The sequence below is a fragment of the Mesorhizobium sp. Primo-A genome (assembly GCF_003997175.1).
GTDB classification, from domain to species: domain Bacteria; phylum Pseudomonadota; class Alphaproteobacteria; order Rhizobiales; family Rhizobiaceae; genus Mesorhizobium; species Mesorhizobium ciceri.
The window spans coordinates 210,292-231,978 of the sequence record NZ_RZTG01000002.1 but is presented as its reverse complement, the minus strand read 5'-3'; the positions used below and the strand labels follow the sequence as shown (position 1 = coordinate 231,978).

Genomic DNA, 21,687 nt, shown 5'->3' with positions numbered 1-21,687 from the left:
GCTCAGGACCTCTTCAGCTTGGGGTCGAGCGCGTCGCGCAGACCGTCGCCGATCAGGTTGATGGCAAAGACGGTGATCAGGATGGCGAGGCCAGGGAAGGTCACCACCCACCAGGCGCGCAGGATGAACTCGCGCGCTTCGGCCAGCATGGTGCCCCATTCCGGCGTCGGCGGCTGCGCGCCCATGCCGAGGAAGCCAAGGGCCGCCGCCTCGAGGATGGCGTTGGAGAAGGACAGCGTCGCCTGCACGATCAACGGCGCGATGCAGTTTGGCAGGATGGTGACCAGCATCAGCCTGAGATGGCTGGCGCCGGCGACCTTGGCCGAGACGACATATTCGCGGGTCTTTTCGGCCATCACGGCGGCGCGGGTGAGCCGGGCGAAATGCGGCTGCAGCACGAAGGCGATGGCGATCATGGCGTTGACGAGGCCGGGGCCAAGCACCGCGACCAGCACCAGGGCCAAGAGCAGCGACGGGAAGGCCAGGATGATGTCCATGATGCGCATGATCAGCGTGTCGACCCAGCCGCGGCAGTAGCCGGCGAGCAGGCCGAGGATGACGCCTGAAATCAGCGCTGACGTGACAACGACGAAGCCGATGGCGAGCGAGAAGCGCGAGCCGTAGATCAGGCGCGACAGCATATCGCGGCCGACGGCGTCGGTGCCGAGCAGGAACTGCGCATTGCCGCCCTCCTGCCAGGCCGGCGGCGTCAGGAAGAAGTCGCGGAACTGATCGTCCGGCGAATGCGGCGCCAGCAGCGGCGCGAAAATGGCGATCAGGATCAGCAGCGCGAAGACGAAGAGCCCGATCACCGCGCCCTTGTTGACGGAGAAGTAATGCCAGAACTCGCCGAACATCTGCAACCTGGCGTCCTGCGGCTTGACGACGGTCGCGGCTTCGATGGTGGCGGGGCCTTCATTGCTCATGTCAGTTGGCCCGGATGCGTGGGTTGATGACGGCGTAGAGCACGTCGACGATGAGGTTCACCGACATGACGATCAGCGCGATCAAAAGCAACCCGCCCTGCACGGTGAAATAGTCGCGCTTGGAAATGGCGTCGATCATCCATTTGCCGATGCCGGGCCAGGAGAAGATGCTCTCGGTCAGGATGGCGCCGGTGAGCAGCGTGCCGACCTGCAGGCCGATGGTGGTGACGACCGGGATCAGCGCGTTGCGGAAGGCGTGCAGGCCGATGACCCTACGCGGCGCCAGGCCCTTGGCGCGCGCGGTGCGGACATAGTCCTCACCCAGCACCTCGAGCATCGCCGAGCGCGTCTGCCTCGCGATGACGGCGAGCGGAATGGTGCCGAGCACGATGGTCGGCAAGATCAGGTGCGACAGCGCCGAACGGAAGGCGCCCTTCTGGCCCGAGATCAGGGAATCGATGGTCATGAAGCCGGTCACCGGCTTGAAGAAGTAGAGGAGGTCGATGCGGCCTGAAACCGGCGTCCAGTGCAGCATGCCGGAGAACACGATGATCAGCAGCAGACCCCACCAGAAGATCGGCATGGAATAGCCGGCCAGCGCCGTGCCCATGGTCAGTTGGTCGAACCAGGAGCCGCGGCGGATGGCAGCGAAAATGCCGGCGGCCACACCCAGGATGACGGCAAAGATCATGGCGAAGATGGCGAGCTCGACCGTTGCCGGAAAGCGGACAAGGAAGTCCTTGAGCACCGGTGTCTTGGTGGAAAACGAGGTGCCGAAATCACCGCCGAGGATGTTCGTCAGATAGGTCAGATATTGTTGCCAGATCGGCAGGTCGAAACCGAACTGGTGCATGAGCGCCGTGTGGCGTTCGGGCGACAGGCCGCGTTCGCCCGCAAGCACCAGCACCGGATCACCGGGCAGGATGCGCACGAAGCCAAAGGCGAGGATGGTTATCCCGATGAAGGTCGGGATGATGAGGGCGAGCTTGCCGAGGATATAACGCAGCATGGCGGGCGAGTGGGGGCGTCACCACATGGTGGCGCCCCCGTTTCGCAACCTTATTCGGCGATATCGACGCCGTCGAAGCGGTGGATACCGAGCGGATCCATCGCAAAGCCGGTGACGGTCTTCTGCATCGGCATGAACACCTTGGAGTGAGCGAGCGTCGCCCAGGGTGCCTGTTCCTTGAAGATGACCTGTGCCTGTTCATAGAGCTTGGTGCGCTCGGCCTGATCCGAAACGGTCTTGGCCTTGTTGATGAGCGCATCGAAGTCCTTGTTGCACCATTCCGCGCGGTTGTTCGAACCGACGGAAGCGCAGCTCAGGAGCACGCCGAGGAAGTTGTCCGGATCGCCATTGTCGCCGGTCCAGCCGACGATGACGGCGCCGTCGTGATCGACCGCGGAAGCGCGCTTGAGGTATTCACCCCAATCGTAGCTGACGATCTCGACGGTGACGCCGACCTTGGCGAAGTCCGCCTGGATCAATTCGGCGGTGCGGCGCGCGTTCGGCATGTAGGGGCGCGACACCGGCATGGCCCAGACGTTCATCTTGAGGTCCTTGACGCCGGCCTCTTCAAGCAGCTTCTTGGCTGCATCCGGATCGTACGGATCGTCCTTCACTTCCTTGTTGTAGGACCACATGGTCGGCGGGATCGGGTTGACCGCCACCTGGCCGGCACCCTGGAAGACCGCGTCGATGATGGCCTTCTTGTTGATGGCCATGTTGAGCGCCTTGCGCACGCGCACGTCGTCGAACGGCTTCTGCTGGGTGTTGTACATCAGCGCGCCGACATTGAGGCCTTCCTGCTCCTCGACCTTCAGGTTCGCATCGGCCTGCAGGCCGGCGATGTCGGCCGGTGCCGGGTACGACATGATGTTGCATTCGCCGGCCTTGAGCTTCTGTGCGCGCACGGCCGGATCGGTGGTGATGGCGAAGACCAGATCGTCGATCTTCTGCTTGCCGCCCCAATAGTCCGGGTTGGCCTTGTAGCGGATGGCGGCGTCGGTCTGGTAGTCGACGAAGATGAACGGGCCGGTGCCGATCGGCTTCTGGTTGAACAGCTCAGGCGTCTTGTCGGCCTGCAGCTTGTCGGCATATTCCTTGGAGACGACGGAGGCAAAATCCATGCCCAGCGTCGGAATGAAGGTGATCGCCGGCTCCTTGAGGGTGAACTTCACCGTCAGGTCATCGACCTTCTCGACCTTGGTGATGTTGTCGCCGAACTGGTCATTGTAATACTGGTAGGCAATGCCCGGAATGTACTGGAACCAGGGACCGTTCTTGTCGACCTGACGTTCGAACGAGAACACCACGTCGTCGGCGTTGAAGTCGCGCGTCGGGGTGAAATAGTCGGTGGCGGCGAACTTGACGCCCTTGCGCAGCTTGAAGACATATTCCTTGCCATCGTCGGAGATCGTCCAGCTTTCGGCCAGGCCCGGCGAGGTCGTCGTCTTGCCGTGATCGAATTCGACGAGGCGGTTGAAGACGGTGCGCGAGGACGCGTCGAACGTCTGGCCTGCGGTATACGGCGCCGGATCGAAACCTTCCGGCGAAGCTTCCGCGCAGTAGACCAGAGTTTTCGCATTGGCCATGCCGCCCAGGACGCTTGCAGCCAGCAACGCGGCTGCAAAAGTCAGCTTCTTATTCATTGAGCACTCCCTGATGTTCTTCCAAGCCCCTCTATCAGGCTCGCGAAGCGCGCATATAAGCACCGTTTTTCCGGCTTTGGAACACCCCGTTTGCTTACCCCGCGGGAAGCAGGAAAAAAATCCGCAACTTTGCCAAATTGCAGAAAAAATTAGCCGTTTCTTCCGTTCACGAGATTATTAACAGCCGAATTTTTTTATTGATCGCCAGGCTGACGATATAAATGTTCCCGGCGCTTCCGAGCGGCCGTGGGATGCGTCAGGACACCGCCTGGAGCGCTGGCGGCGGCAAAGACTTTCGACGGCAAATCTTTCGCCGCGTTGCCGCAAGGGCAAGACTTGCACGCTCACCAAGGGAGGCAATACATAGGGTGTAGCGGCCGCAGCGGAGGACGCCCTTGCCAATTCAGGGGCGAGTGCGGCACGGATGAACAAGACTTGTCCAGGGAGGAACGGTTGGCAAAAGCATCAAGGACGACGGCGCCGGTGAAAGCGGGAGCCAAGGCGCCGTCGAAAGCAGCCGGTACTGCCAAGCCGAAAGCACCCGTTGCCAAAGCCGCCAAGCCGAAGGCGGCCGCGGCACCTGTAAGGGCAAGCACAAAGCCGGCGGTGAAAGCCCCGGCCAAGGCTGCGGCCGGAAAGACGGCGCCGGGGCGTAAAGCGGGTGCGGCAAAGCCCGCTGCCAGGCCGGCCTCGAAGGCCGCGGCAGCGGTGAAGGCCCCACCGGCGGCAAAGCCGGCCGACGCCACCGCCAACCGATTGCCGAAAGCGCTGACGGCGCTGGCCGCCGGCTTGCCGGAAAAGCCGTGGCTCAAGAGCTATCCGAAAAACGTGCAGGCGGAGATCGGCGCCCTGCCCTACAGCTCGATCGGCGATTTCCTCGTCGCCGCCTGCAAGCAGTTTTCCGCGCAGCCGGCCTTCACCTGCATGGACAAGTCCATCAGCTACACCGATGTCGAGCGGCTGTCGGCGGCCTTCGGCGCCTACCTGCAATCGAAGGGCCTGCAGAAAGGCGCGCGCGTCGCGCTGATGATGCCCAACGTGCTGCAATATCCGGTGGCGATGATGGCGATCTTGCGAGCGGGTTATGTGGTGGTGAACATCAATCCGCTCTACACGCCGCGCGAGCTCGAACACCAGCTGAAGGATTCCGGGGCGCAAGCCATCGTCATCCTGGAGAACTTCGCCAACACCTTGCAGGCGGTGATCGCCAGGACCGCGGTCAAGCATGTGGTGGTCGCCGCGATGGGCGACATGCTTGGCGGGCTGAAGGGCACAATCGTCAATTTCGTCGTGCGCCGCGTGAAGAAGATGGTGCCGGCATGGTCGCTGCCCGGCCATGTCAAGTTCAATGCCGCCATGAAGGCCGGCGCCGGTATGGGCTTCAGGCCGGCCAAGGTGGCAGCCGACGATGTCGCCTTCCTGCAATATACGGGCGGCACCACGGGCGTCTCGAAGGGCGCCACGCTGCTGCACAGCAACGTGCTCGCCAACGTCGCGCAGAACGCGCAGTGGATGGAGGACGCCTACACGATCAAGCCGAAACCCGCGCATCCCAACTTCATCTGCGCGCTGCCGCTCTATCATATCTTCGCGCTGACGGTGAACGCGCTGATGGGCATGCAGCAGGGCGCCCGCAATGTGCTCATTCCCAATCCGCGCGACATCCCAGGCTTCGTCAAGGAATTGCAGAAATATCCGGTGCACATCTTTCCCGGCCTCAACACGCTGTTCAACGCGCTGCTCAACAATGAGGATTTCCGCAAGCTCGACTTCAAGCCGCTGGTGCTGACGCTGGGCGGCGGCATGGCGGTGCAGAAGGGCGTCGCCGAACGCTGGAAGGCGCTGACCGGATGTTCGGTCACCGAAGGCTACGGCCTCTCGGAAACCTCGCCGGTGGCCACCGCCAACAAGTTCACCGCCGGCGACTTCACCGGCACCATCGGCTTGCCGCTGCCCTCGACGGAGATCGCCATCCGCGACGAAGACGGCAACAATTTGCCGCTCGGCGAGGTCGGCGAAGTCTGCATCCGGGGGCCGCAAGTGATGGCGGGCTACTGGAACCGGCCGGATGAGACCGCCAAGGTGATGACCAAGGACGGCTACTTCAAATCCGGCGACATGGGCTTCATGGACGAGCGCGGCTACACCAAGATCGTCGACCGCAAGAAGGACATGATCCTGGTCTCGGGCTTCAACGTCTATCCCAACGAGCTCGAGGAAGTCGTGGCGATGCATCCGGGCGTGCTCGAAGTGGCGGCGATCGGCGTGCCGGACGAGCATTCGGGCGAGGTGCCGAAACTGTTCGTGGTCAGGAAGGATCCGGCGCTGACCGCCGAGGCACTGACCGCCTTTTGCCGCGAGAACCTGACCGGCTACAAGCGGCCCAGATACATCGAATTCCGCACCGAACTGCCGAAGACGCCGGTCGGCAAGATCCTGCGGCGAGCGCTGCGCGAATGATTGCAGCCGGCGGCGCGGATGCCGTAGATGCACCTTGCCGTCCTGACCCGGCAGAGTTCATCAGGACGAACATGCGCCTCGCCCCGGTGCCGTCGGTGCCTGAGATCCAGCTTTTTACACCGCACCCGGCCAGTGGCCTGAGACGGCTTACCGATACGCACCAAAGCGCTGACGACGATGACGACACGATCGAGGCGGACAACAATGGACCTGAGCCGCAGCCGCCTTACTGGGCTTACGTGTGGGCCGGCGGCGCGGTGCTTGCGCGCCATATACTGGATCATCCGCAAACGGTAGCCGGTCGCCGCGTGCTCGACCTTGGTGCCGGCTCCGGCCTTGTCGGCATCGCCGCAGCCAAGGCCGGTTCGCGCGAAGTGATCGCCGCCGAGATCGACCGTAACGGCGTTGCCGCGATCGGCCTCAATGCCGCGGCCAACGGCGTCGAGATCGCCATTGTCGACAAGGACATTACCACGGGTCCCCCGCCGGCGGTCGAGCTCGTGCTTGCCGGCGACGTGTTCTACGGCCCTGAGGTTGCTCTGCGGGTTATCCCGTTCCTCGACCGCTGCCTGGCGGCCGGCATCGAGGTGCTGGTCGGAGATCCCCGCCGCAACGACCTGCCGCTGTCCCGGCTGCGATTGCTCGCCGAATACAAGGTGCCGGATTTCGGCGACGCGAAGGGGGCTGCGACGAGGCTTAGCGGCGTCTTTTCGTTTGAGGAGGGAGCGCGCTGACGCCACAGAGCAAGCCTAAATTCTACTCATTGTGGACAAACATCGAGGGCAGAAAATAGATTCGACTAGCCGTTGGTCGGAGAAGTCGAGTGGCGTGGATTAAAGTTGTTCAACGTATCGGTTTCACAGTTTGCCCAAAATGCGAAAATCGGGGCTTCGATCTTCAGCCAGGCGAAGACATCGACAGCGCAAAGCGCCAAGATCAGGTGCGGCAAATGCGGGTACGTTTGTTCTGCTGATGAGTGGCCCATTGTGTCCGAAAACAAACCAGAAGCTCGATAGTTTCCATGGACTGCTCCCCCATCTCGGCCATTGGCAGAAAATCCCGAGGTGAATCGAGTTTGACCTAGCCTTTCCCGTCAGATCGTCTCCCTGACCCGCGCCGAGAGAAAATCCGGCAGGTCGGCGACCGAATCCAGAACCACATCGGCAATGCCGGCCAGCGATTCGCGGGTGCCGGTGCCGGAGAGCACGCCGACCGCCAGCCCGCAGCCGCCGGCACGTGCCATTTCGAGGTCGTGCCGGTTGTCGCCGACCATGGCGATTTCCGCCGGCTTGAGGCCGGTGAGATCGCTAAAGGCCTGGATGGTGTCGGGCGCCGGCTTCGGATTGGCCACCGCGTCGTAGCCATAGGCCGCGTCGAACAATTGAGCGACGCCGAGCGTGACCAGCGTCTTTTCCGCGCCGCTGGTCGAATCGTTGGTGGCGACGCCAAGCCGGTAGGATTTCCTGTGCAGTGCCGTCAGCGTATCGACGATGCCCGGCAGCGCCACGGCCATCGCCGAGCCTTGTACGGAGGTGATCTCGTTGAAGCGGGCAACCGCAAGCATCTGATCCTCGTTGGACAGGCGTGGGAACCACAATTCGACGACGTCGAGATTGGTGCCGGAGGCAAAGATGGAGTCCGGCTTGAAACGCTTGTTGGCGAAATCGAAGCCGGCAGCGGCCAGCAGCCTGTCGGCTTTCCAGCGATCGCCTTCCGACGCATCCATGGCCATGAAGTCGGCAACGCCGAGCCAGGTGGCGTTGAAGTCGACAAGCGTGCCGTCCTTGTCGAACAATATTCCCTTGATGTCTGCCAAGCTTTTCACTCCGAGCCACGCAAATGCTGGATGAATCCCACAAGGCCAGCGGTCGATGCATCCCGATTGGCGGCACTTTCCTTGCCCTCCACGACAGGCAACAGGCCGGTGGCCAGTTCCTTGCCGAGTTCGACGCCCCACTGATCGAAGGAGTTGATGTTGAACAGCGTGCCCTCGACGAAGACGCGGTGCTCGTAGAGCGCGATCAGCCGGCCGAAGGTGCGCGGGTCGAGCTTTCTGTAGAGGATGGTGACCGAGGGACGGTTACCCGAGAAGACGCGGTGCGGCGCGATCTTGTCGACCTCGGCCGGCTTCATGCCCTTGGCCAGCATCTGGGCGCGCGCCTCGTCCAGCGTGCGGCCCTTCATCAGCGCTTCCGACTGCGCCAGGCAGTTGGCGAGCAGCAGATCATGCTGGTGCTTGAGATCGGGCTCGTGGCCGACGGCCGCGGCAAGGAATTCGACCGGGATGAAATCGGTGCCCTGGTGCAGCAGCTGGAAGAAGGCATGCTGGCCGTTGGTGCCGGGCTCACCCCAGACCAGCGGTCCGGTCGGCGTCGTCACCGCCGTGCCTTCGAGGGTGACGCTCTTGCCGTTCGATTCCATGTCAAGCTGCTGCAAATAGGCCGGCAGCCTGGACAGGCGCTGGTCGTAAGGGATGACGGCGCGCGCCGGGTAACCGCAGATCACGCGATGCCACCAGCCGACCAGTCCCAGCAGCGCCGGCAGGTTCTCCTGCACCGGCGCGGTGCGGAAATGCTCGTCCATCTCATGCGCGCCATCAAGGAAGGCGCGAAAATTCCGCGGGCCGACAGCGATCATCACCGGCAGGCCGATGGCACCCCAGAGCGAATAGCGGCCACCGACCCAGTCCCAGAAGCCGAAGACGCGATCGGGCGCGATGCCGAACTTGGCCACCAGGTCGAGCGCGGTCGAGACGGCGGCGAAATGCTTGCCGACCGCTTCCTTGCCGAGCGCCTTCTCCACCCAGTCGCGCGCCGTCTGCGCATTGGTCATCGTCTCGACGGTGGTGAAGGTCTTGGAAGCGATGATGAAAAGCGTGGTCTCGGCGGAGAGGCCCTTCAGCGTGTCGTGGATATGGGCGCCGTCTATGTTGGAGACGTAATGCGCGCGCGGCCCGTCATGATAGGGCGCCAGTGCCAGCGTCGCCATGGCCGGGCCGAGATCGGAACCGCCGATGCCGATGTTGACGATGTCGGTGATCTTCTTGCCGGTGGCGCCGGCCGCCTTGCCCGAGCGCACGGCATCGGCAAAGGCGCCCATGGCGTCGAGCACGGCGATGACGTCCGCCTTGACGTCCTGGCCATCGACGGTGACGCCCTTGCCGGTCAGGTTGCGCAGCGCCGTGTGCAGCACGGCACGGTCCTCGGTGACGTTGATCTTCTTGCCCGCGAACATGGCGGCGCGGCGGCCTTCGAGATCGGCGGCCTGCGCGAGCTTTTCCAGCTGCTCCATGGTGGTCGCGTCGACCGCGCACTTCGACCAGTCGAGCAGCAGATCGCCGTCGGTGGCGGAGAATTCCACGAACCGCTTGGGATCGGCGGCGAAGGTCTGGCGCATGCTGGCGGGCGCCGCCGCGCGGTGGTCGCGCAAGGCGGCGAGCTGTTTTTGAAAGGACGATTGATCCACTGCCAAACTCCGAGACCTCGAGCCATCATTACGGACCGGATGTTTCCGGCGCGTGTCGTCGCGACAATCTATCGGGCCGAACTCCACCCGTATCAATGCGCAGCGATGACGCACACCCACACGCCGCCATGACGCACGATGTCATCGCCGGGATGAAGCGCCGCGTCACCCCACGATGCCGCAACGCGGCATCAAAAGGACGTGAAGGATCACTGGCATAAATCCCAACGATCAGAAAAATTGATTGGCGCAACCCCTTGTGCCACGGTTACGTTCGGCTGGTCCAGCCAAACGAAAAAGGCTGGCCATCGAGGAAATCTCCCATGCCACAGCGAAACGACACGGCGATATGGTCCGGCCTGTTCCGGATTTCGGCCGAATCCGGCCAAACCCTGCAGGCGCAGATCCGCCAGGCCATCGTAGCCGCCATTCTCGACCGCCAGATCGCCGCTTCGATGCCGCTCCCTTCCTGCCGCATCCTGGCCGAAAAACTCGGCGTCGCGCGCGGAACCGTGGTGCTGGCGTTCCAGCAGCTCGTCGACCAGGGTTTCCTGGTGGCGCGCGAGCGGCGTGGCCATTTCGTCAATCCCGATGTGCTGGCGACACCGGCCAAGCCGCACCAGAAGGCGCCCGACCAGGCCAATGAGATCGACTGGAAGGCACGCCGCAAGATCGCCGCAAGCGACATGCCGCCGCCGGCCAAGCACGAGAACTGGATCAAGTCGTCCTATCCTTTCGTCTACGGGCAGTTCGACCCGGCGCTGTTCCCGACCGCTGAATGGCGCGAGTGCAACCGCATGGCGCTTGCCGTGCTGGAAATCCGCAACTGGGCATCCGATATGGTCGACCGTGACGATCCGCTGCTGATCGAGCAGATCCAGGCGCGGCTCCTGCCCCGGCGCGGCATCTTCGCCAATCCCGACGAGATCATCGTCACGCTGGGCGCCCAGAACGCGCTCTACATGCTGGCGACGCTGCTGATGTCCAAGGGCTCCAAGGTGGCGATGGAGGACCCCGGTTACCCCGACGCGCGCTCGATCTTCCGCCTTGCGGGCGCAGAGATACAGCCGGTGCCGGTCGACCAGTCCGGCATCGTAACTGCTTCTATTCCCAATGATTCCGGCTTCGTCTTCGTCACGCCCAGCCATCATTGCCCGACCATGGTGCCGTTGTCGGCGGAACGGCGGCAGGATCTTCTGGCGCGCGCCAACCGCTACAACCAGATCATCATCGAGGACGGCTATGACAGCCAGCTTCTCGACGAGGCACCGCAGCAAGCGCTGAAGAGCCTCGATCGTTCCGGCCGCGTGGTCTATGTCGGCTCGATGTCCAAGACGCTGGCTCCCGGCCTGCGGCTCGGCTACATCGTGGCGTCTGCCGGACTGATCGCGGAGCTCCGGGCGCTGCGCCGCTTCATGCTGCGTCATCCGCCGGCCAACAATCAGCGCGCCGTCGCACTGTTCCTGTCGCTCGGCCACCACGAGGCGCTGGTGCGGCGGCTGTCGTCAGCCTTCGACGAGCGGCGCAAGCGGCTGGTCCATGCGATTTCCGCCTTCCTGCCGGAATGGCGCTCGACCGATTCGGCCGGCGGTACGTCGCTGTGGCTCGAAGGGCCGCGCGGCACCGATTCGCGCGGGCTTGCCGAGGCAGCGGCCTCGCGCAGCGTCATCATCGAGCCAGGCGACCGCTTCTTCGATCGCACTGAAAAGCCTTCGCGTTTCATGCGGCTGGGCATCTCGTCGATCGCGCTACAGCACATCGAGCCAGGCATCCGCGAACTGGCCACGGCCGCCGGACGCAGACCCGCGGCCGCCTGATCCATCATCGACCTCTCGTGACCGGAGCCGCTCGCAGCGGCTCCGGTATTTTAGTTCTGGCACATGGAACTGAGCCAGCTGGCCCATAGGATGGGCCAGTGCCGGCGGCATAGTCGGCGTCATCAGGGGAAGAAGCAGGCCGATGGTGGACCAACCGCCACGAGTTCCTGCCGACGAAGTTGGAGTGCTTCCATGCCAGTGGCTGTCGAACAGCAGGACACGCCGGCGAACCGTCGTCCACAACGCTCCGGTCTTCGCGAAACAGGACATGCCATGCGATCATCTCCCCTGGTGGAGGATGCCAGACCACAGCACAAGGCCATCGAGGGCGGCGGCTACGGGCCGCTTCGCGGGGATGACCGCGAGCGTATCCACGAAGGCGTGCTGACGCTTCTGGAGACAGTGGGTTTCGCCAACGCCATTCCTTCCTGCATAAAGGTGCTGACCAAGGTGGGGGCGATCCATGGCGACGATGGCCGGGTCCGCTTTCCGCGCGCGCTCGTGCTCGACACCATCAAGCGGGCGGCACGACATTTCACGCTTCATGGCCAGGACCCCAGGCACGACATGGTGGTCCAGGGCAAGCGCGTGCACTACGGCACGGCAGGCATCGCCGTGCACCTGGTGGATCTGGAGAAGCGTGAGTACCGCGAATCCAAGCTGCAGGATATTTATGATGCCGCCCGCATCGTCGACGGGCTGGACAACATTCATTTCTTCCAGCGGCCGATGGTGGCGCGCGACATCGCCGATCCGCTCGAGATGGATTTCAACACGCTTTATGCCTGTGTGATGGGAACATCGAAGCACGTCGGAACATCCTTCACGGTGCGTGAGAACGTGAAGCCTGCACTTGAAATGCTGTACGCCATCGCCGGAGGCGAGGAGAATTTCCGCGCCCGGCCATTCGTTTCCAACTCCAATTCATTCGTCGTGCCGCCGATGAGGTTCGCCGAGGATGCCTGCGGCGTGCTCGAGGCCTGCGTCGAAGGCGGCATCCCGATCCTGCTGCTGTCGACCGGCCAGTCGGGCACGACGGCACCCGCCGCGATGGCCGGCGCCGTCGTGCAGGCAGTGGCCGAAGTGCTGGCCGGCCTGGTCTATGTCAACGCGCTCAAGCCCGGCCATCCGGCGATCTTCGGCGCATGGCCGTTCATGTCCGACCTGCGCACCGGCGCCATGGCCGGCGGGTCGGCCGAGCAGTCGGTGGCAACGGCGGCCTGTGCCCAGATGGCGCAATTCTACGACCTGCCCGGTGGCTCCGCCGCCGGCATGACGGATTCGAAATTGCCCGATATTCAGTCCGGCTACGAAAAGGGCATCACCAATGTGATGGCCGGCCTCTCCGGCCTCAACCTCGTCTATGAGGCGGCCGGCATGCATGCCTCGCTGCTCGGCTTCTGCCTGGAGAGCCTGGTCATCGACAACGACATGCTCGGTCATTGCCTGGGCTGCGCGCGTGGCATCGACGTGACTGACGAGGCCCTGTCGATCGACAGCATCGCGGAGGTCTGCCTCAAGGGTCCAGGCCACTATCTCGACAACGAACAAACGCTCAAGCTGATGCAGACCGAGCACTTCTATCCTGCCCTCGGCGATCGTTCCTCGCCGAAGGAATGGAACGAAAAAGGCCGGCCTGATATATTGCTGCGTGCGATCACCGAGAAGAAGCGCATTCTTGCCGAACGATTTCCGCGCCATGTGCCAAAACAGGTCGACGACAGATTGCGTGCCCGTTTCGGCAACCTGATCCACCTGCCGCGCACGCATATGGGCGGCTGACCGGAGACAAGTCTCGTGCAGCCATACAGCCATACACGACCAACCATCGGGCAGAACGACAAATGAGTGTGCATCCTATCCAGCAAGCCCCCACCGACGGCGACGCGATCGATCGGCTGGTGGCATCTCATCGGCCAGGCCACGGCCTGGTGCGTGCCTTCTATCATGACCCGGCGATCTTCGAGCGCGACATGGAACGGGTCTTTCGCCGCCACTGGCATTGCCTGGCCCACGCCAGCGTTATCCCGAACCCCGGCGATTTCGAGCTGTTCAAACTGGGCGACGAGGCGGTCATCCTGACACGCGGCATGGATGGCACCGTGCATGCCATGCTCAACGTCTGTCGCCACCGCGGCGCCGAGGTCTGCACCAAGCAGAAGGGCAACGCGAAGATGTTCGTGTGCCCCTACCACGCCTGGGCCTATTCCAATGACGGATCGTTGCGCGCTGCCCGCCTGATGCCAAAGGATTTCGACCGCACGGCGCACGGGCTGAAGAAGCTTCATGTCCGCGTCGCATCCGGTCTGGTCTTCATTTCCTTCGCCGAGACGCCGCTCGATTTCGATCCGATCGAACAGTCGCTGCGAACGAGCTGCGGCCAGTATGGCTGGGGCGACGCCAAGGTTGCGTATCGTCAGTCCTATCCGCTCGACGCCAACTGGAAGCTCGCCGTCGAGAACTATGTCGAATGTTACCATTGCGGGCCGGCGCATCCGGAATATTCGCAGACGCATGCGCTGGAAAAGCCGGCAGAAATGATCGAGCAGCTCAATGCGGCGATGGAGCAACGCACCTGCGCGCTCGGCATCGAGATCGGCAGCGCCAACCGCTGGCAGAACTCGGCGGCCGGCCAGGAAGCAATCCACACCTTCCGCTATGCGCTCTATGACGGCGTTTCGAGCGGCAGCCAGGATGGATCGCCGGTGGCCCCGCTGATGGGACGCTTCTCCGACTATGACGGTGGCGTCACTTCCATCCATCTCGGCGGCACGACCTTCCTCGTATGCTATCCCGATCACGGCATGATCTACCGCTTCATCCCGAAAACGGCTGGCACCTGCGAGATGGAGCTGATCTGGCTGGTGCGCGGCGACGCGGTCGAGGGCCAGGATTACGATCTGGAGAAGCTGACCTGGCTGTGGAAGATCACCACCGAAGAGGACAAGAAGATCATCGAGCACACCGCGCGCGGCGTGCGCTCGCACTATTTCGTGCCCGGACCTATCGCGCCGATGGAATACAACGAACTGCGCTACATCGGCTGGTATCTCGAGGAGATCAGCCGGGCCTGAACGGCTCGGCTGCCTTAGAGCATTCACCGTTTCACGGAAACGGCGATCTGCTCTAACTCTTTGTTTTGACGCAATTCTAGACGGAAAACCGCTCACACTTTTCCTAGAATTGCTCTAGGAGAATCAGGCAGATCTTGCCTTTCGCGTCATTCCGCGCTGAGCCCGTATCGGTCGACGACTTCGGGGTTGATGAGCTTGGCATGCAGCGTCATCAGCACGATCTGCGCGTCGAGGCTGTCACCGGCTTCAAGCGCCGCCTCGATGCGGCGCTCGGCTCCCAGCGTCCGCTCATGGCCATTGGCTTGCTCGAAGGTTTCGGGACCCGCGATGCAATAGCTGCATAATTGTGCCACCGACGCATAGGTGCCCGGTGGCGGCTCGTCGGGCCAGCGATCCTTCATGAGATTGACGAGGGTAAGCTTCACGCCCTCCGGCACAAGGGCTGGATGCAGATCGGCGCCGCGCAATGCATCGTCGAGCTGCCTCAAGTCGCCCGAACGGCCGAACACTCCGAGGAAGCCGAGGGAAGATCGCCGTCCGGCCATGATGTTTCCTTCCATTTCCAGCCCACTTAGGTGGTGGGCAAGCGGATTGCAAAGGCGGTGCTGTCTAACCAGCCGCCGCCAGCAAGATCCCTGCAAGGGCGGATAGCGCGAGTGTCGGCAGCATGCCGACTTTCAGCTTCAGGATGGCGACCATGGCGGCCACGGAAAGCAAGGCCGCGCGCCAGTCGATCGACGAAGGCACCGGCACGTTCATGCCAAGGCCCGTTGCGTGCACCTCACGGAAGATGACGTGCAAGGCAAACCATAGGGCCAGATTCATAATTACCCCGACAACGGCGGCGGTGATCGCGCCCAGTGCGGCCGACAGTGCCTTGTTGCCGCGCAAGGCCTCGATGTAGGGCGCACCGAGGAATATCCAGAAGAAGCAAGGCGTGAACGTCACCCACAGAGTGAGCAAAGCCCCCAGCGATCCGGCAACCAACGGGTCCAGCGAGCCGGAATGGCGGAACGCGGCGATGAAGCCGACGAACTGCAGCACCAGGATGAGCGGCCCTGGCGTGGTTTCGGCGAGCCCAAGGCCATCGACCATTTCACCCGGCACCAGCCAGCCGAAGGACTGGACGGCTGCCTGTGCGACATAAGCGAGGACCGCATAGGCGCCACCGAAGGTGACGACAGCCATGAGACTGAAGAACCGGCCTATCTCGGTCCAGACGCTTGCAGAGCCGGTGAACCACCAGATCAAAAGAACAGGCCCGAGCCAGAGCGGCAGCCAGATCGCGACGGTGCGCGGTGCATGCCATCTGGTCGGTTTGACATGGGCCAGTTCGCCACGCTCGAACATCAGGTCGACCGCTCCCTTGAAGTCGGCAACATCGTCCTTGCCATGGGCCGAGCCGAAAAACAGGGCGGGAGCAATGCGATCCCCCAGCCATCCCGTCAGGCCGGCTAGCAGGACGATGAGCGGAAAGGGCACATTCAACGCATAGATGGCGATGAACGCCGCGACCGCGATCGACACCATGACCCGGTTCTTGAGGGCACGCCGGCTGATCCGGACCACCGCCTCGACGACAATGGCAAGCACAGCCGCCTTGACCCCGAAAAACAGCGCCGCGACAAGCGGCACGTCGCCATAGAGGACGTAGAGGCTGCTCAAGGCGAGCATGACGAGCGCGCCCGGCAAGACGAACAGGATGCCGGCGACAAGGCCGCCGGCCGTCCTGTGCAGCAGCCAACCGATGTAGATGGCGAGTTGCTGGGCTTCCGGGCCAGGCAGCAGCATGCAGTAGTTCAGCGCGTGCAGGAAACGCCGCTCACCGATCCAGCGCCGCTCCTCGACCAGTTCCTTGTGCATCAGCGCGATCTGCCCGGCCGGACCGCCAAAGCTGAGCAATCCGATTTTCGCCCAGACCTTCACGGCCTCGGTGAAGGTCGGTGCAGCCGGCACCGGGACGGTTCCCGCCTTATTGTCCGGGACAAGAGCGGTCACGACGGCTTACCCGCAGCCGGCCAGTTGTGCGTTTCTTCGGTGGCGTCGCGACACCAGCGGAAGAACGCGTCGTAGAGCAGCATGCCTGCTTCCAGTTGTTCCAGATCGTCGCGGTACATACGCGACAGACCAAGCGAGGCAGCCAGAAAGCCGGCCGCCTGAGGCACCAGGTCAAGGCTTGCAGTGTCGGCCGCCCGCACGATTGCAGCGAGGCGATCGAGCGCCGCGGATTCCAGCCCGAACTCCTCGATCATCGTGTCGAAGGTGCAGCGCTCGCCGCGATGGCTCCAAAACACATTGTCGATGTCGAACGGCACGGCCTGAAAGCGGTCGGCAACAGCCAACACTTCAGCGGGTTCGACGAACAGGAACACCGCGTCGGGGTCGACGAAACGCCGGATCAGCCACGGGCAAGCGATGCGGTCGACCTTCGGGCGCGATCGCGTCACCCAGACGTTGGCGCCCTTTTCATTGCGTGGCGACATCTTGGCGGTGCGGGCCAAAAGCCCTCCGGCATCGCGCCAGGCCTCAAACCCGCCTTCGAGAGATTCAGCTGATATCCCCTCATGGCGCAGCCATGCGGCCACGCCTTGCGAGAGCTTTTGCCCCCTCTGGCAAACGACGGCCACCGGCTTGCCGGCGAACGTGGCCGCCCAGGTTGAAACGGTTTTGAAATCGCGACGGCACGACGCCGGCAACAGCCGCGGATCGGCGTCGAAATCTTCATCTATGCGAACATCGACAACGACTGGGGCGCCCGGCAGACCTATGAGCCGGGACAATTGCGGTACGGTGATAGCGGTTGTTGACGGCATGGCGTCCACCTCCTGAAAAGAGAAGCTTGGACGCGAACGTTGGGCTGACGCCTCACGGGGTCGTCGCGATGCACCCCTTGTCATGATGGTGGATTTGTTGGGCGCGCTTGTCAAGGACGGTGGCCGTTCTCGACCTACCCGGCCGCGATGCAACACGCTGACCGGAAAACCGACGGCGGCCTGATTTGATCAAGCCGCCATCCGTCGATCCAGAATCAATGATTGTCCCTGGGGACACCGCTGGTGTGCGCGACATCCTGGTATTTCACCGCCGGCTTCAGCACCATTCCCTCCGAAAACTGCGCGACCATACCGCGCTGGATCTCCTGCCAGGGCGTCTGGTGCTCGGGATAGTGGAAGCCGCCATTGTTCTGCAGTTCGGCGCGGCGCCGGGTGATCTCGTCGTCGGTGACGAGGATGTCGGCCGTGCCCTTGCGCAAGTCGATGCGGACCCGGTCGCCCGTCTTGAGCAGCGCCAGTCCGCCGCCGATCGCCGCTTCCGGCGAGGCGTTGAGGATCGACGGCGAACCCGACGTGCCCGACTGGCGGCCGTCCCCGATGCAGGCGAGCGCGTGGATGCCCTTCTTGATGAGATAGGCCGGCGGCTGCATGTTGACGACCTCGGCACCGCCGGGATAGCCGACCGGGCCGGCGCCGCGCATGAACAGGATGGTGTGTTCGTCGATGCCTTGCGCCGGGTCGTCGATGCGGGCGTGGTAATCCTCCGGCCCGTCGAAAACCATGGCGTTGCCTTCGAAAGCCTCGGGATCCCTAGGATTGGACAGATAGCGCTCGCGAAACTCGGGCGAGATGCCGCTGGTCTTCATGATCGCCGAATCGAACAGATTGCCCCTGAGGTTGATGAAGCCGGCATTGGCCTTCAGCGGCTTGGCGACAGAGCGGATGACGTCGGGGTTTTCGTTGGCGACGCCCTCGCTATTCTCGCCGATCGACTTGCCGTTGACGGTGCGTGCGCCGGGATGCGGCAACAGGTCGCCCTTCATCAGTTCGGCAATGACCGCCGGCACGCCGCCGGCATGATGGTAGTCCTCGCCAAGATATTCGCCCGTCGGCTGCAAATTGACCAGCAGCGGCACATTGAGGCCGACCGTCTGCCAGTCGTCATTGTCGAGCTTGACACCAAGGTGGCGGGCGATGGCATTGAGGTGGATCGGCGCGTTGGTCGAGCCGCCAATGGCCGAATTGACGACGATGGCGTTCTCGAAAGCCTCTCTCGTCATGATGTCGGACGGCTTCAGATCCTCATGCACCATCTCGACGATGCGTTTTCCGGTCTCATAGGAAATCTGGCCACGCTCGCGGTAGGGCGCGGGAATGGCGGCCGAGCCCGGCAACTGCATGCCAAGCGCCTCGGCCAGCGAGTTCATCGTGGTGGCGGTGCCCATGGTGTTGCAATAGCCGGTGGACGGCGCCGACGAGGCGACGATGTCCATGAACTCGTCATAATCGATCTCGCCGGCCGACAGGCGCTGGCGTGATTCCCAGACGATGGTACCGGAGCCGGTGCGCTTGCCCTTGTGCCAGCCATTGAGCATCGGCCCGACCGACAGCGCGATCGCCGGAATGTTGACGGTGGCCGCTGCCATCAGCAGCGCCGGCGTCGTCTTGTCGCAACCGATGGTCAGCACGACGCCATCGAGCGGGTAGCCGTAAAGCACCTCGACCAGGCTGAGATAGGCAAGGTTGCGGTCGAGCGCTGCGGTCGGGCGCTTGCCGGTCTCCTGGATCGGATGGCAGGGGAACTCGAACGGAATACCGCCCATCGAGACGATGCCTTCGCGCACACGCTTGGCCAGTTCGATATGATGACGGTTGCAGGGCGACAGATCCGAGCCGGTCTGGGCGATGCCGATCAGCGGCTTGCCGGACATCAGTTCGGCGCGCGTCAGGCCGTAATTGAGATAGCGCTCGAGATAGAGAGCCGTCATGCCCGGATTGTCGGGATTGTCGAACCACTCCTGCGAGCGAAATTTTTTCTTATGGGTGGGGGCGCCTGCCATCATGGTCTCCGTATTTGTAAGACAAATCGATATGGCAACGCGCGGGAGCAGGCAAGAGGGCGTGCGGTCGCAACCGGACTTTGGTGCGATAGACACGCACCAAGCCGTGCGTTACGGGTTCGGACAGTCTTGTCCGGGAGGTTTTCATGGCTTTGGTGATCGAAGGCGAGGAGCGCATTGCCGCACCGCTGCAAAAAGTGTGGGAAGCGCTGAACGATCCCGAGGTCTTGAAGGCGACCATTCCCGGTTGCCAGAGCCTGGAGATGAAGTCGCCGACCGAGATGGCGGCAACCGTGGTGGTGAAGATCGGACCGATCAAGGCGACGTTCAACGGCGAAGTGACGCTGAAGAACCTGAAGCCGCCGCACTCCTACACCATCCAGGGCGAAGGCAAGGGCGGCATTGCAGGCTTCGCCAAGGGTGGCGCCGACGTGACGCTGACGGCAGATGGACCCGACGCCACGATATTGAACTACGCGGCCAAGGCCGATGTCGGCGGCAAGATCGCCCAACTCGGCAGCCGGCTGATCGAATCGACCTCGAAGAAACTGGCCGGACAGTTTTTTTCCAGCTTCGGCGAGAAGGTCGGCGCGGCCTAGGCTGCAGAGCGGCGGCTACCGAACAAGCTACTCGAAAACAATACTCGGCACCGCCGCTGCCGCAGCACCACGCTCTTCGTTAACCCGGTCCCAGACCTTCGAGGCGATGTCGCGGTAGATTTTCGCCTCGGCGCCGTCGGGCTTGGAGACGACAACCGGCGTGCCGGCATCCGAGCTTTCGCGAATGCCCATCTCGAGTGGCACCTCGCCGAGGAAGGTGACGCCAAGGCGCTCGGCCTCGCGCCGCGCCCCGCCATGACCGAAGATGTCGTAGCGCTTGCCGGTGTCCGGGGCGATGAAATAGCTCATGTTCTCGACGATGCCGAGCAGCGGCACGTCGACCTTCTTGAACATGTTGAGGCCTTTTCGCGCGTCGATCAGGGCCAGGTCCTGCGGCGTCGAGACGATGACGGCGCCAGCCAGCGGCACCTGTTGGGCCATGGTCAGTTGCGCGTCGCCGGTGCCGGGCGGCATGTCGACGACGAGCACGTCGAGCCGACCCCATTCGACTTCACGCAGCATCTGCGTCAGTGCCGACATCACCATCGGGCCACGCCAGATCATCGGCGTTTCCTCGTCGACGAGGAAACCCATCGACATCACCTTCAGGCCGTAATTCTCCATCGGTTTCAGGATCTTGCCGTCGACGGTCTGCGGCCGGCCGTGGATGTTGAGCAGCCTTGGCATGGACGGGCCGTAGATGTCGGCATCGAGCACGCCGACGCGCAGGCCGTTGGCGGCGAGGCCGAGCGCGATGTTGACGGCGGTGGTCGACTTGCCGACGCCGCCTTTGCCGGAAGCAACGGCAATGATCGCTTCGATACCGGGCACGCCACGCTTGCCCGAGCTGTGCGAGGCCGGCGCGTGCGGAGCCGCACGCGGCGCGGCGGCAGCGGGCGCAGCCGGCGGAACGGGCCTGGGTGCGGGGCGCGATGGAACCGGCGCCTCCATGCCGCCGCCCCTCTTCTCCGCCGTCAGCGCGACGACGGCGCCGGCGACACCGGGGATCGCCTTGACGACACGCTCGGCAGCGGCGCGCAGCGGCTCCATTTCCTGGGCGCGGGCGGCGGGAACGGTAATCGAGAAGAAGACCTTCCCGTCGGCGATGAAAATTTCCGAAACCATGCCGAGGTCGACGATGTTGCCGGTGAAATCCGGCCCGTTGACCGTCTTCAGACGCTCGGTGACGATTTCCTTGGTGACGGACATGGCAGTTTTTCCTTACGCAGCTTGCGCCTGAGATGCAGCTTGCACCTGAGATAATGCAGTTTCCGGACAGAACCAAGCCGTGGAGCAATGGCTGTCTTGGCGTGCCTGAAAAACCGGCGGGTCCTGCCGGATTTCATCCGCGCCAAACGTCCTCCAGATAAGCGAGCGCCGATGCGGCCAGCAATCAATCCAGCCGACAGTCGCCAAACGATCGCAGCGACCTATTTCAACGACCAGCACGGGACCGACAAGCCGAGAAGGAGGCGATTATGCTCGCAAACAGCAACGCAACGGCAAATCTGGCGGTAAGCGATCTGGCAAAGGCCAAGGCTTTCTACGAAGGAACGCTTGGCCTGAAACAGGTGCAGGATGAGGGGGGCGAACTGATCGTGTACAAAAGCGGCGATACCACCCTCAACGTCTATCATTCCCAATTTGCCGGAACCAACAAGGCGACAGCGGTGACCTGGATGGTTGGCGACGAGATCGGCAACATCGTCAAGGAGCTGAAGTCGAAGGGCGTCGCCTTCGAGCACTATCAGATGCCGGGCTTGACGCTGGAGGGCGATCTCCACGTCGGTTACGGAATGAAAGTTGCCTGGTTCAAGGATCCAGACGGCAACATCCTGAACCTTGTGGACAGGTAGATTT

The 21,687-nt window shown here is 63.1% G+C and carries 17 protein-coding genes; 7 read left to right on the top strand and 10 right to left on the bottom strand.

Going from position 1 to position 21,687, the window contains the following annotated elements:
- Window positions 1-2: 2 nt before the first annotated feature.
- The 3 genes from EOC83_RS03875 to EOC83_RS03865 all read right to left on the bottom strand — a co-directional run bounded on the left by EOC83_RS03875 (window position 3) and on the right by EOC83_RS03865 (window position 3,578).
- Complete coding sequence (locus EOC83_RS03875) at window positions 3-857, bottom strand: ABC transporter permease subunit (RefSeq protein ID WP_224618710.1); 855 nt, start codon at window positions 855-857, stop codon at window positions 3-5.
- A 70-nt stretch (window positions 858-927) separates the two neighbouring features.
- On the bottom strand, window positions 928-1,935 hold the full coding sequence (locus tag EOC83_RS03870; protein ID WP_063169936.1) for an ABC transporter permease subunit: 1,008 nt from the start codon (window positions 1,933-1,935) through the stop codon (window positions 928-930).
- Between the two features lie 50 nt (window positions 1,936-1,985).
- The gene (locus EOC83_RS03865) at window positions 1,986-3,578 is read right to left on the bottom strand and encodes an ABC transporter substrate-binding protein (RefSeq protein WP_013527993.1); all 1,593 of its coding nucleotides are present in this window, start codon (window positions 3,576-3,578) and stop codon (window positions 1,986-1,988) included.
- Between the two features lie 453 nt (window positions 3,579-4,031).
- Between EOC83_RS03865 and EOC83_RS03860 the strand changes: the two genes are divergently transcribed.
- Window positions 4,032-6,038 (top strand): long-chain fatty acid--CoA ligase, encoded by a 2,007-nt coding sequence (locus EOC83_RS03860; RefSeq protein WP_063169935.1) that lies wholly within the window; start codon window positions 4,032-4,034, stop codon window positions 6,036-6,038.
- A complete protein-coding gene (locus EOC83_RS03855) occupies window positions 6,035-6,772 on the top strand; it encodes a methyltransferase (RefSeq protein ID WP_027161817.1) in 738 nt (245 codons plus the stop codon). The genes EOC83_RS03860 and EOC83_RS03855 overlap by 4 nt, the downstream gene beginning before the upstream one ends.
- A gap of 359 nt (window positions 6,773-7,131) precedes the next feature.
- Here the strand turns inward: EOC83_RS03855 and EOC83_RS03850 are convergent, their stop codons facing one another.
- Complete coding sequence (locus EOC83_RS03850; RefSeq protein WP_063169934.1) at window positions 7,132-7,854, bottom strand: HAD family hydrolase; 723 nt, start codon at window positions 7,852-7,854, stop codon at window positions 7,132-7,134.
- A 5-nt stretch (window positions 7,855-7,859) separates the two neighbouring features.
- A complete protein-coding gene (pgi, locus tag EOC83_RS03845; RefSeq protein ID WP_082826639.1) occupies window positions 7,860-9,503 on the bottom strand; it encodes a glucose-6-phosphate isomerase in 1,644 nt (547 codons plus the stop codon).
- A 323-nt stretch (window positions 9,504-9,826) separates the two neighbouring features.
- Here pgi and EOC83_RS03840 point away from each other — a divergent pair, with 323 nt between their 5' ends.
- From EOC83_RS03840 to EOC83_RS03830, 3 genes are all read left to right on the top strand, one after another.
- Entirely contained in the window at window positions 9,827-11,320 is a 1,494-nt protein-coding gene (locus tag EOC83_RS03840; protein ID WP_024503382.1) for a PLP-dependent aminotransferase family protein, read from the top strand.
- A 192-nt stretch (window positions 11,321-11,512) separates the two neighbouring features.
- Window positions 11,513-13,102, top strand: a complete 1,590-nt coding sequence (locus EOC83_RS03835; protein ID WP_027161820.1) for a trimethylamine methyltransferase family protein — start codon at window positions 11,513-11,515, stop codon at window positions 13,100-13,102.
- A 62-nt stretch (window positions 13,103-13,164) separates the two neighbouring features.
- Window positions 13,165-14,394 (top strand): aromatic ring-hydroxylating dioxygenase subunit alpha, encoded by a 1,230-nt coding sequence (locus tag EOC83_RS03830; RefSeq protein ID WP_063169932.1) that lies wholly within the window; start codon window positions 13,165-13,167, stop codon window positions 14,392-14,394.
- A 146-nt stretch (window positions 14,395-14,540) separates the two neighbouring features.
- Here the strand turns inward: EOC83_RS03830 and EOC83_RS03825 are convergent, their stop codons facing one another.
- The 4 genes from EOC83_RS03825 to EOC83_RS03810 form a co-directional block, all read right to left on the bottom strand.
- The gene (locus EOC83_RS03825; RefSeq protein ID WP_082826722.1) at window positions 14,541-14,939 is read right to left on the bottom strand and encodes a hypothetical protein; all 399 of its coding nucleotides are present in this window, start codon (window positions 14,937-14,939) and stop codon (window positions 14,541-14,543) included.
- Between the two features lie 64 nt (window positions 14,940-15,003).
- Window positions 15,004-16,392, bottom strand: coding sequence for a chromate efflux transporter (chrA, locus tag EOC83_RS03820; RefSeq protein ID WP_063169930.1), 1,389 nt, complete (start codon window positions 16,390-16,392; stop codon window positions 15,004-15,006).
- Entirely contained in the window at window positions 16,389-17,207 is an 819-nt protein-coding gene (locus EOC83_RS03815) for a chromate resistance protein ChrB domain-containing protein (protein WP_063169929.1), read from the bottom strand. The genes chrA and EOC83_RS03815 overlap by 4 nt, the downstream gene beginning before the upstream one ends.
- Before the next feature lie 215 nt (window positions 17,208-17,422).
- On the bottom strand, window positions 17,423-19,228 hold the full coding sequence (locus tag EOC83_RS03810) for an IlvD/Edd family dehydratase (protein ID WP_013528004.1): 1,806 nt from the start codon (window positions 19,226-19,228) through the stop codon (window positions 17,423-17,425).
- 146 nt (window positions 19,229-19,374) lie between these two features.
- On the opposite strand from EOC83_RS03810, the gene EOC83_RS03805 reads away from it, so the two are divergent.
- On the top strand, window positions 19,375-19,827 hold the full coding sequence (locus EOC83_RS03805; RefSeq protein WP_013528005.1) for a carbon monoxide dehydrogenase subunit G: 453 nt from the start codon (window positions 19,375-19,377) through the stop codon (window positions 19,825-19,827).
- Window positions 19,828-19,854: 27 nt separating this feature from the next.
- Here EOC83_RS03805 and EOC83_RS03800 read toward each other — a convergent pair whose 3' ends face one another.
- Entirely contained in the window at window positions 19,855-21,036 is a 1,182-nt protein-coding gene (locus EOC83_RS03800; protein ID WP_063169928.1) for an Mrp/NBP35 family ATP-binding protein, read from the bottom strand.
- A 269-nt stretch (window positions 21,037-21,305) separates the two neighbouring features.
- Here EOC83_RS03800 and EOC83_RS03795 point away from each other — a divergent pair, with 269 nt between their 5' ends.
- Window positions 21,306-21,683: a VOC family protein gene (locus EOC83_RS03795; protein WP_063169927.1), complete on the top strand. Its 378-nt coding sequence runs from the start codon at window positions 21,306-21,308 to the stop codon at window positions 21,681-21,683.
- Window positions 21,684-21,687 lie beyond the last annotated feature (4 nt).

What these genes read in the sequence shown, in the direction of transcription:
- EOC83_RS03875 (WP_224618710.1), bottom strand. Translation starts at nt 857, where the DNA reads ATGTTCGGCGAGTTCTGGCATTACTTCTCCGTCAACAAGGGCGCGGTG.
- EOC83_RS03870 (WP_063169936.1), bottom strand. Translation starts at nt 1,935, where the DNA reads ATGCTGCGTTATATCCTCGGCAAGCTCGCCCTCATCATCCCGACCTTC.
- EOC83_RS03865 (WP_013527993.1), bottom strand. Translation starts at nt 3,578, where the DNA reads ATGAATAAGAAGCTGACTTTTGCAGCCGCGTTGCTGGCTGCAAGCGTC.
- EOC83_RS03855 (WP_027161817.1), top strand. Translation starts at nt 6,035, where the DNA reads ATGATTGCAGCCGGCGGCGCGGATGCCGTAGATGCACCTTGCCGTCCT.
- EOC83_RS03840 (WP_024503382.1), top strand. Translation starts at nt 9,827, where the DNA reads ATGCCACAGCGAAACGACACGGCGATATGGTCCGGCCTGTTCCGGATT.
- EOC83_RS03835 (WP_027161820.1), top strand. Translation starts at nt 11,513, where the DNA reads ATGCCAGTGGCTGTCGAACAGCAGGACACGCCGGCGAACCGTCGTCCA.
- EOC83_RS03830 (WP_063169932.1), top strand. Translation starts at nt 13,165, where the DNA reads ATGAGTGTGCATCCTATCCAGCAAGCCCCCACCGACGGCGACGCGATC.
- EOC83_RS03825 (WP_082826722.1), bottom strand. Translation starts at nt 14,939, where the DNA reads ATGGCCGGACGGCGATCTTCCCTCGGCTTCCTCGGAGTGTTCGGCCGT.
- EOC83_RS03815 (WP_063169929.1), bottom strand. Translation starts at nt 17,207, where the DNA reads ATGCCGTCAACAACCGCTATCACCGTACCGCAATTGTCCCGGCTCATA.
- EOC83_RS03810 (WP_013528004.1), bottom strand. Translation starts at nt 19,228, where the DNA reads ATGGCAGGCGCCCCCACCCATAAGAAAAAATTTCGCTCGCAGGAGTGG.
- EOC83_RS03805 (WP_013528005.1), top strand. Translation starts at nt 19,375, where the DNA reads ATGGCTTTGGTGATCGAAGGCGAGGAGCGCATTGCCGCACCGCTGCAA.
- EOC83_RS03800 (WP_063169928.1), bottom strand. Translation starts at nt 21,036, where the DNA reads ATGTCCGTCACCAAGGAAATCGTCACCGAGCGTCTGAAGACGGTCAAC.
- EOC83_RS03795 (WP_063169927.1), top strand. Translation starts at nt 21,306, where the DNA reads ATGCTCGCAAACAGCAACGCAACGGCAAATCTGGCGGTAAGCGATCTG.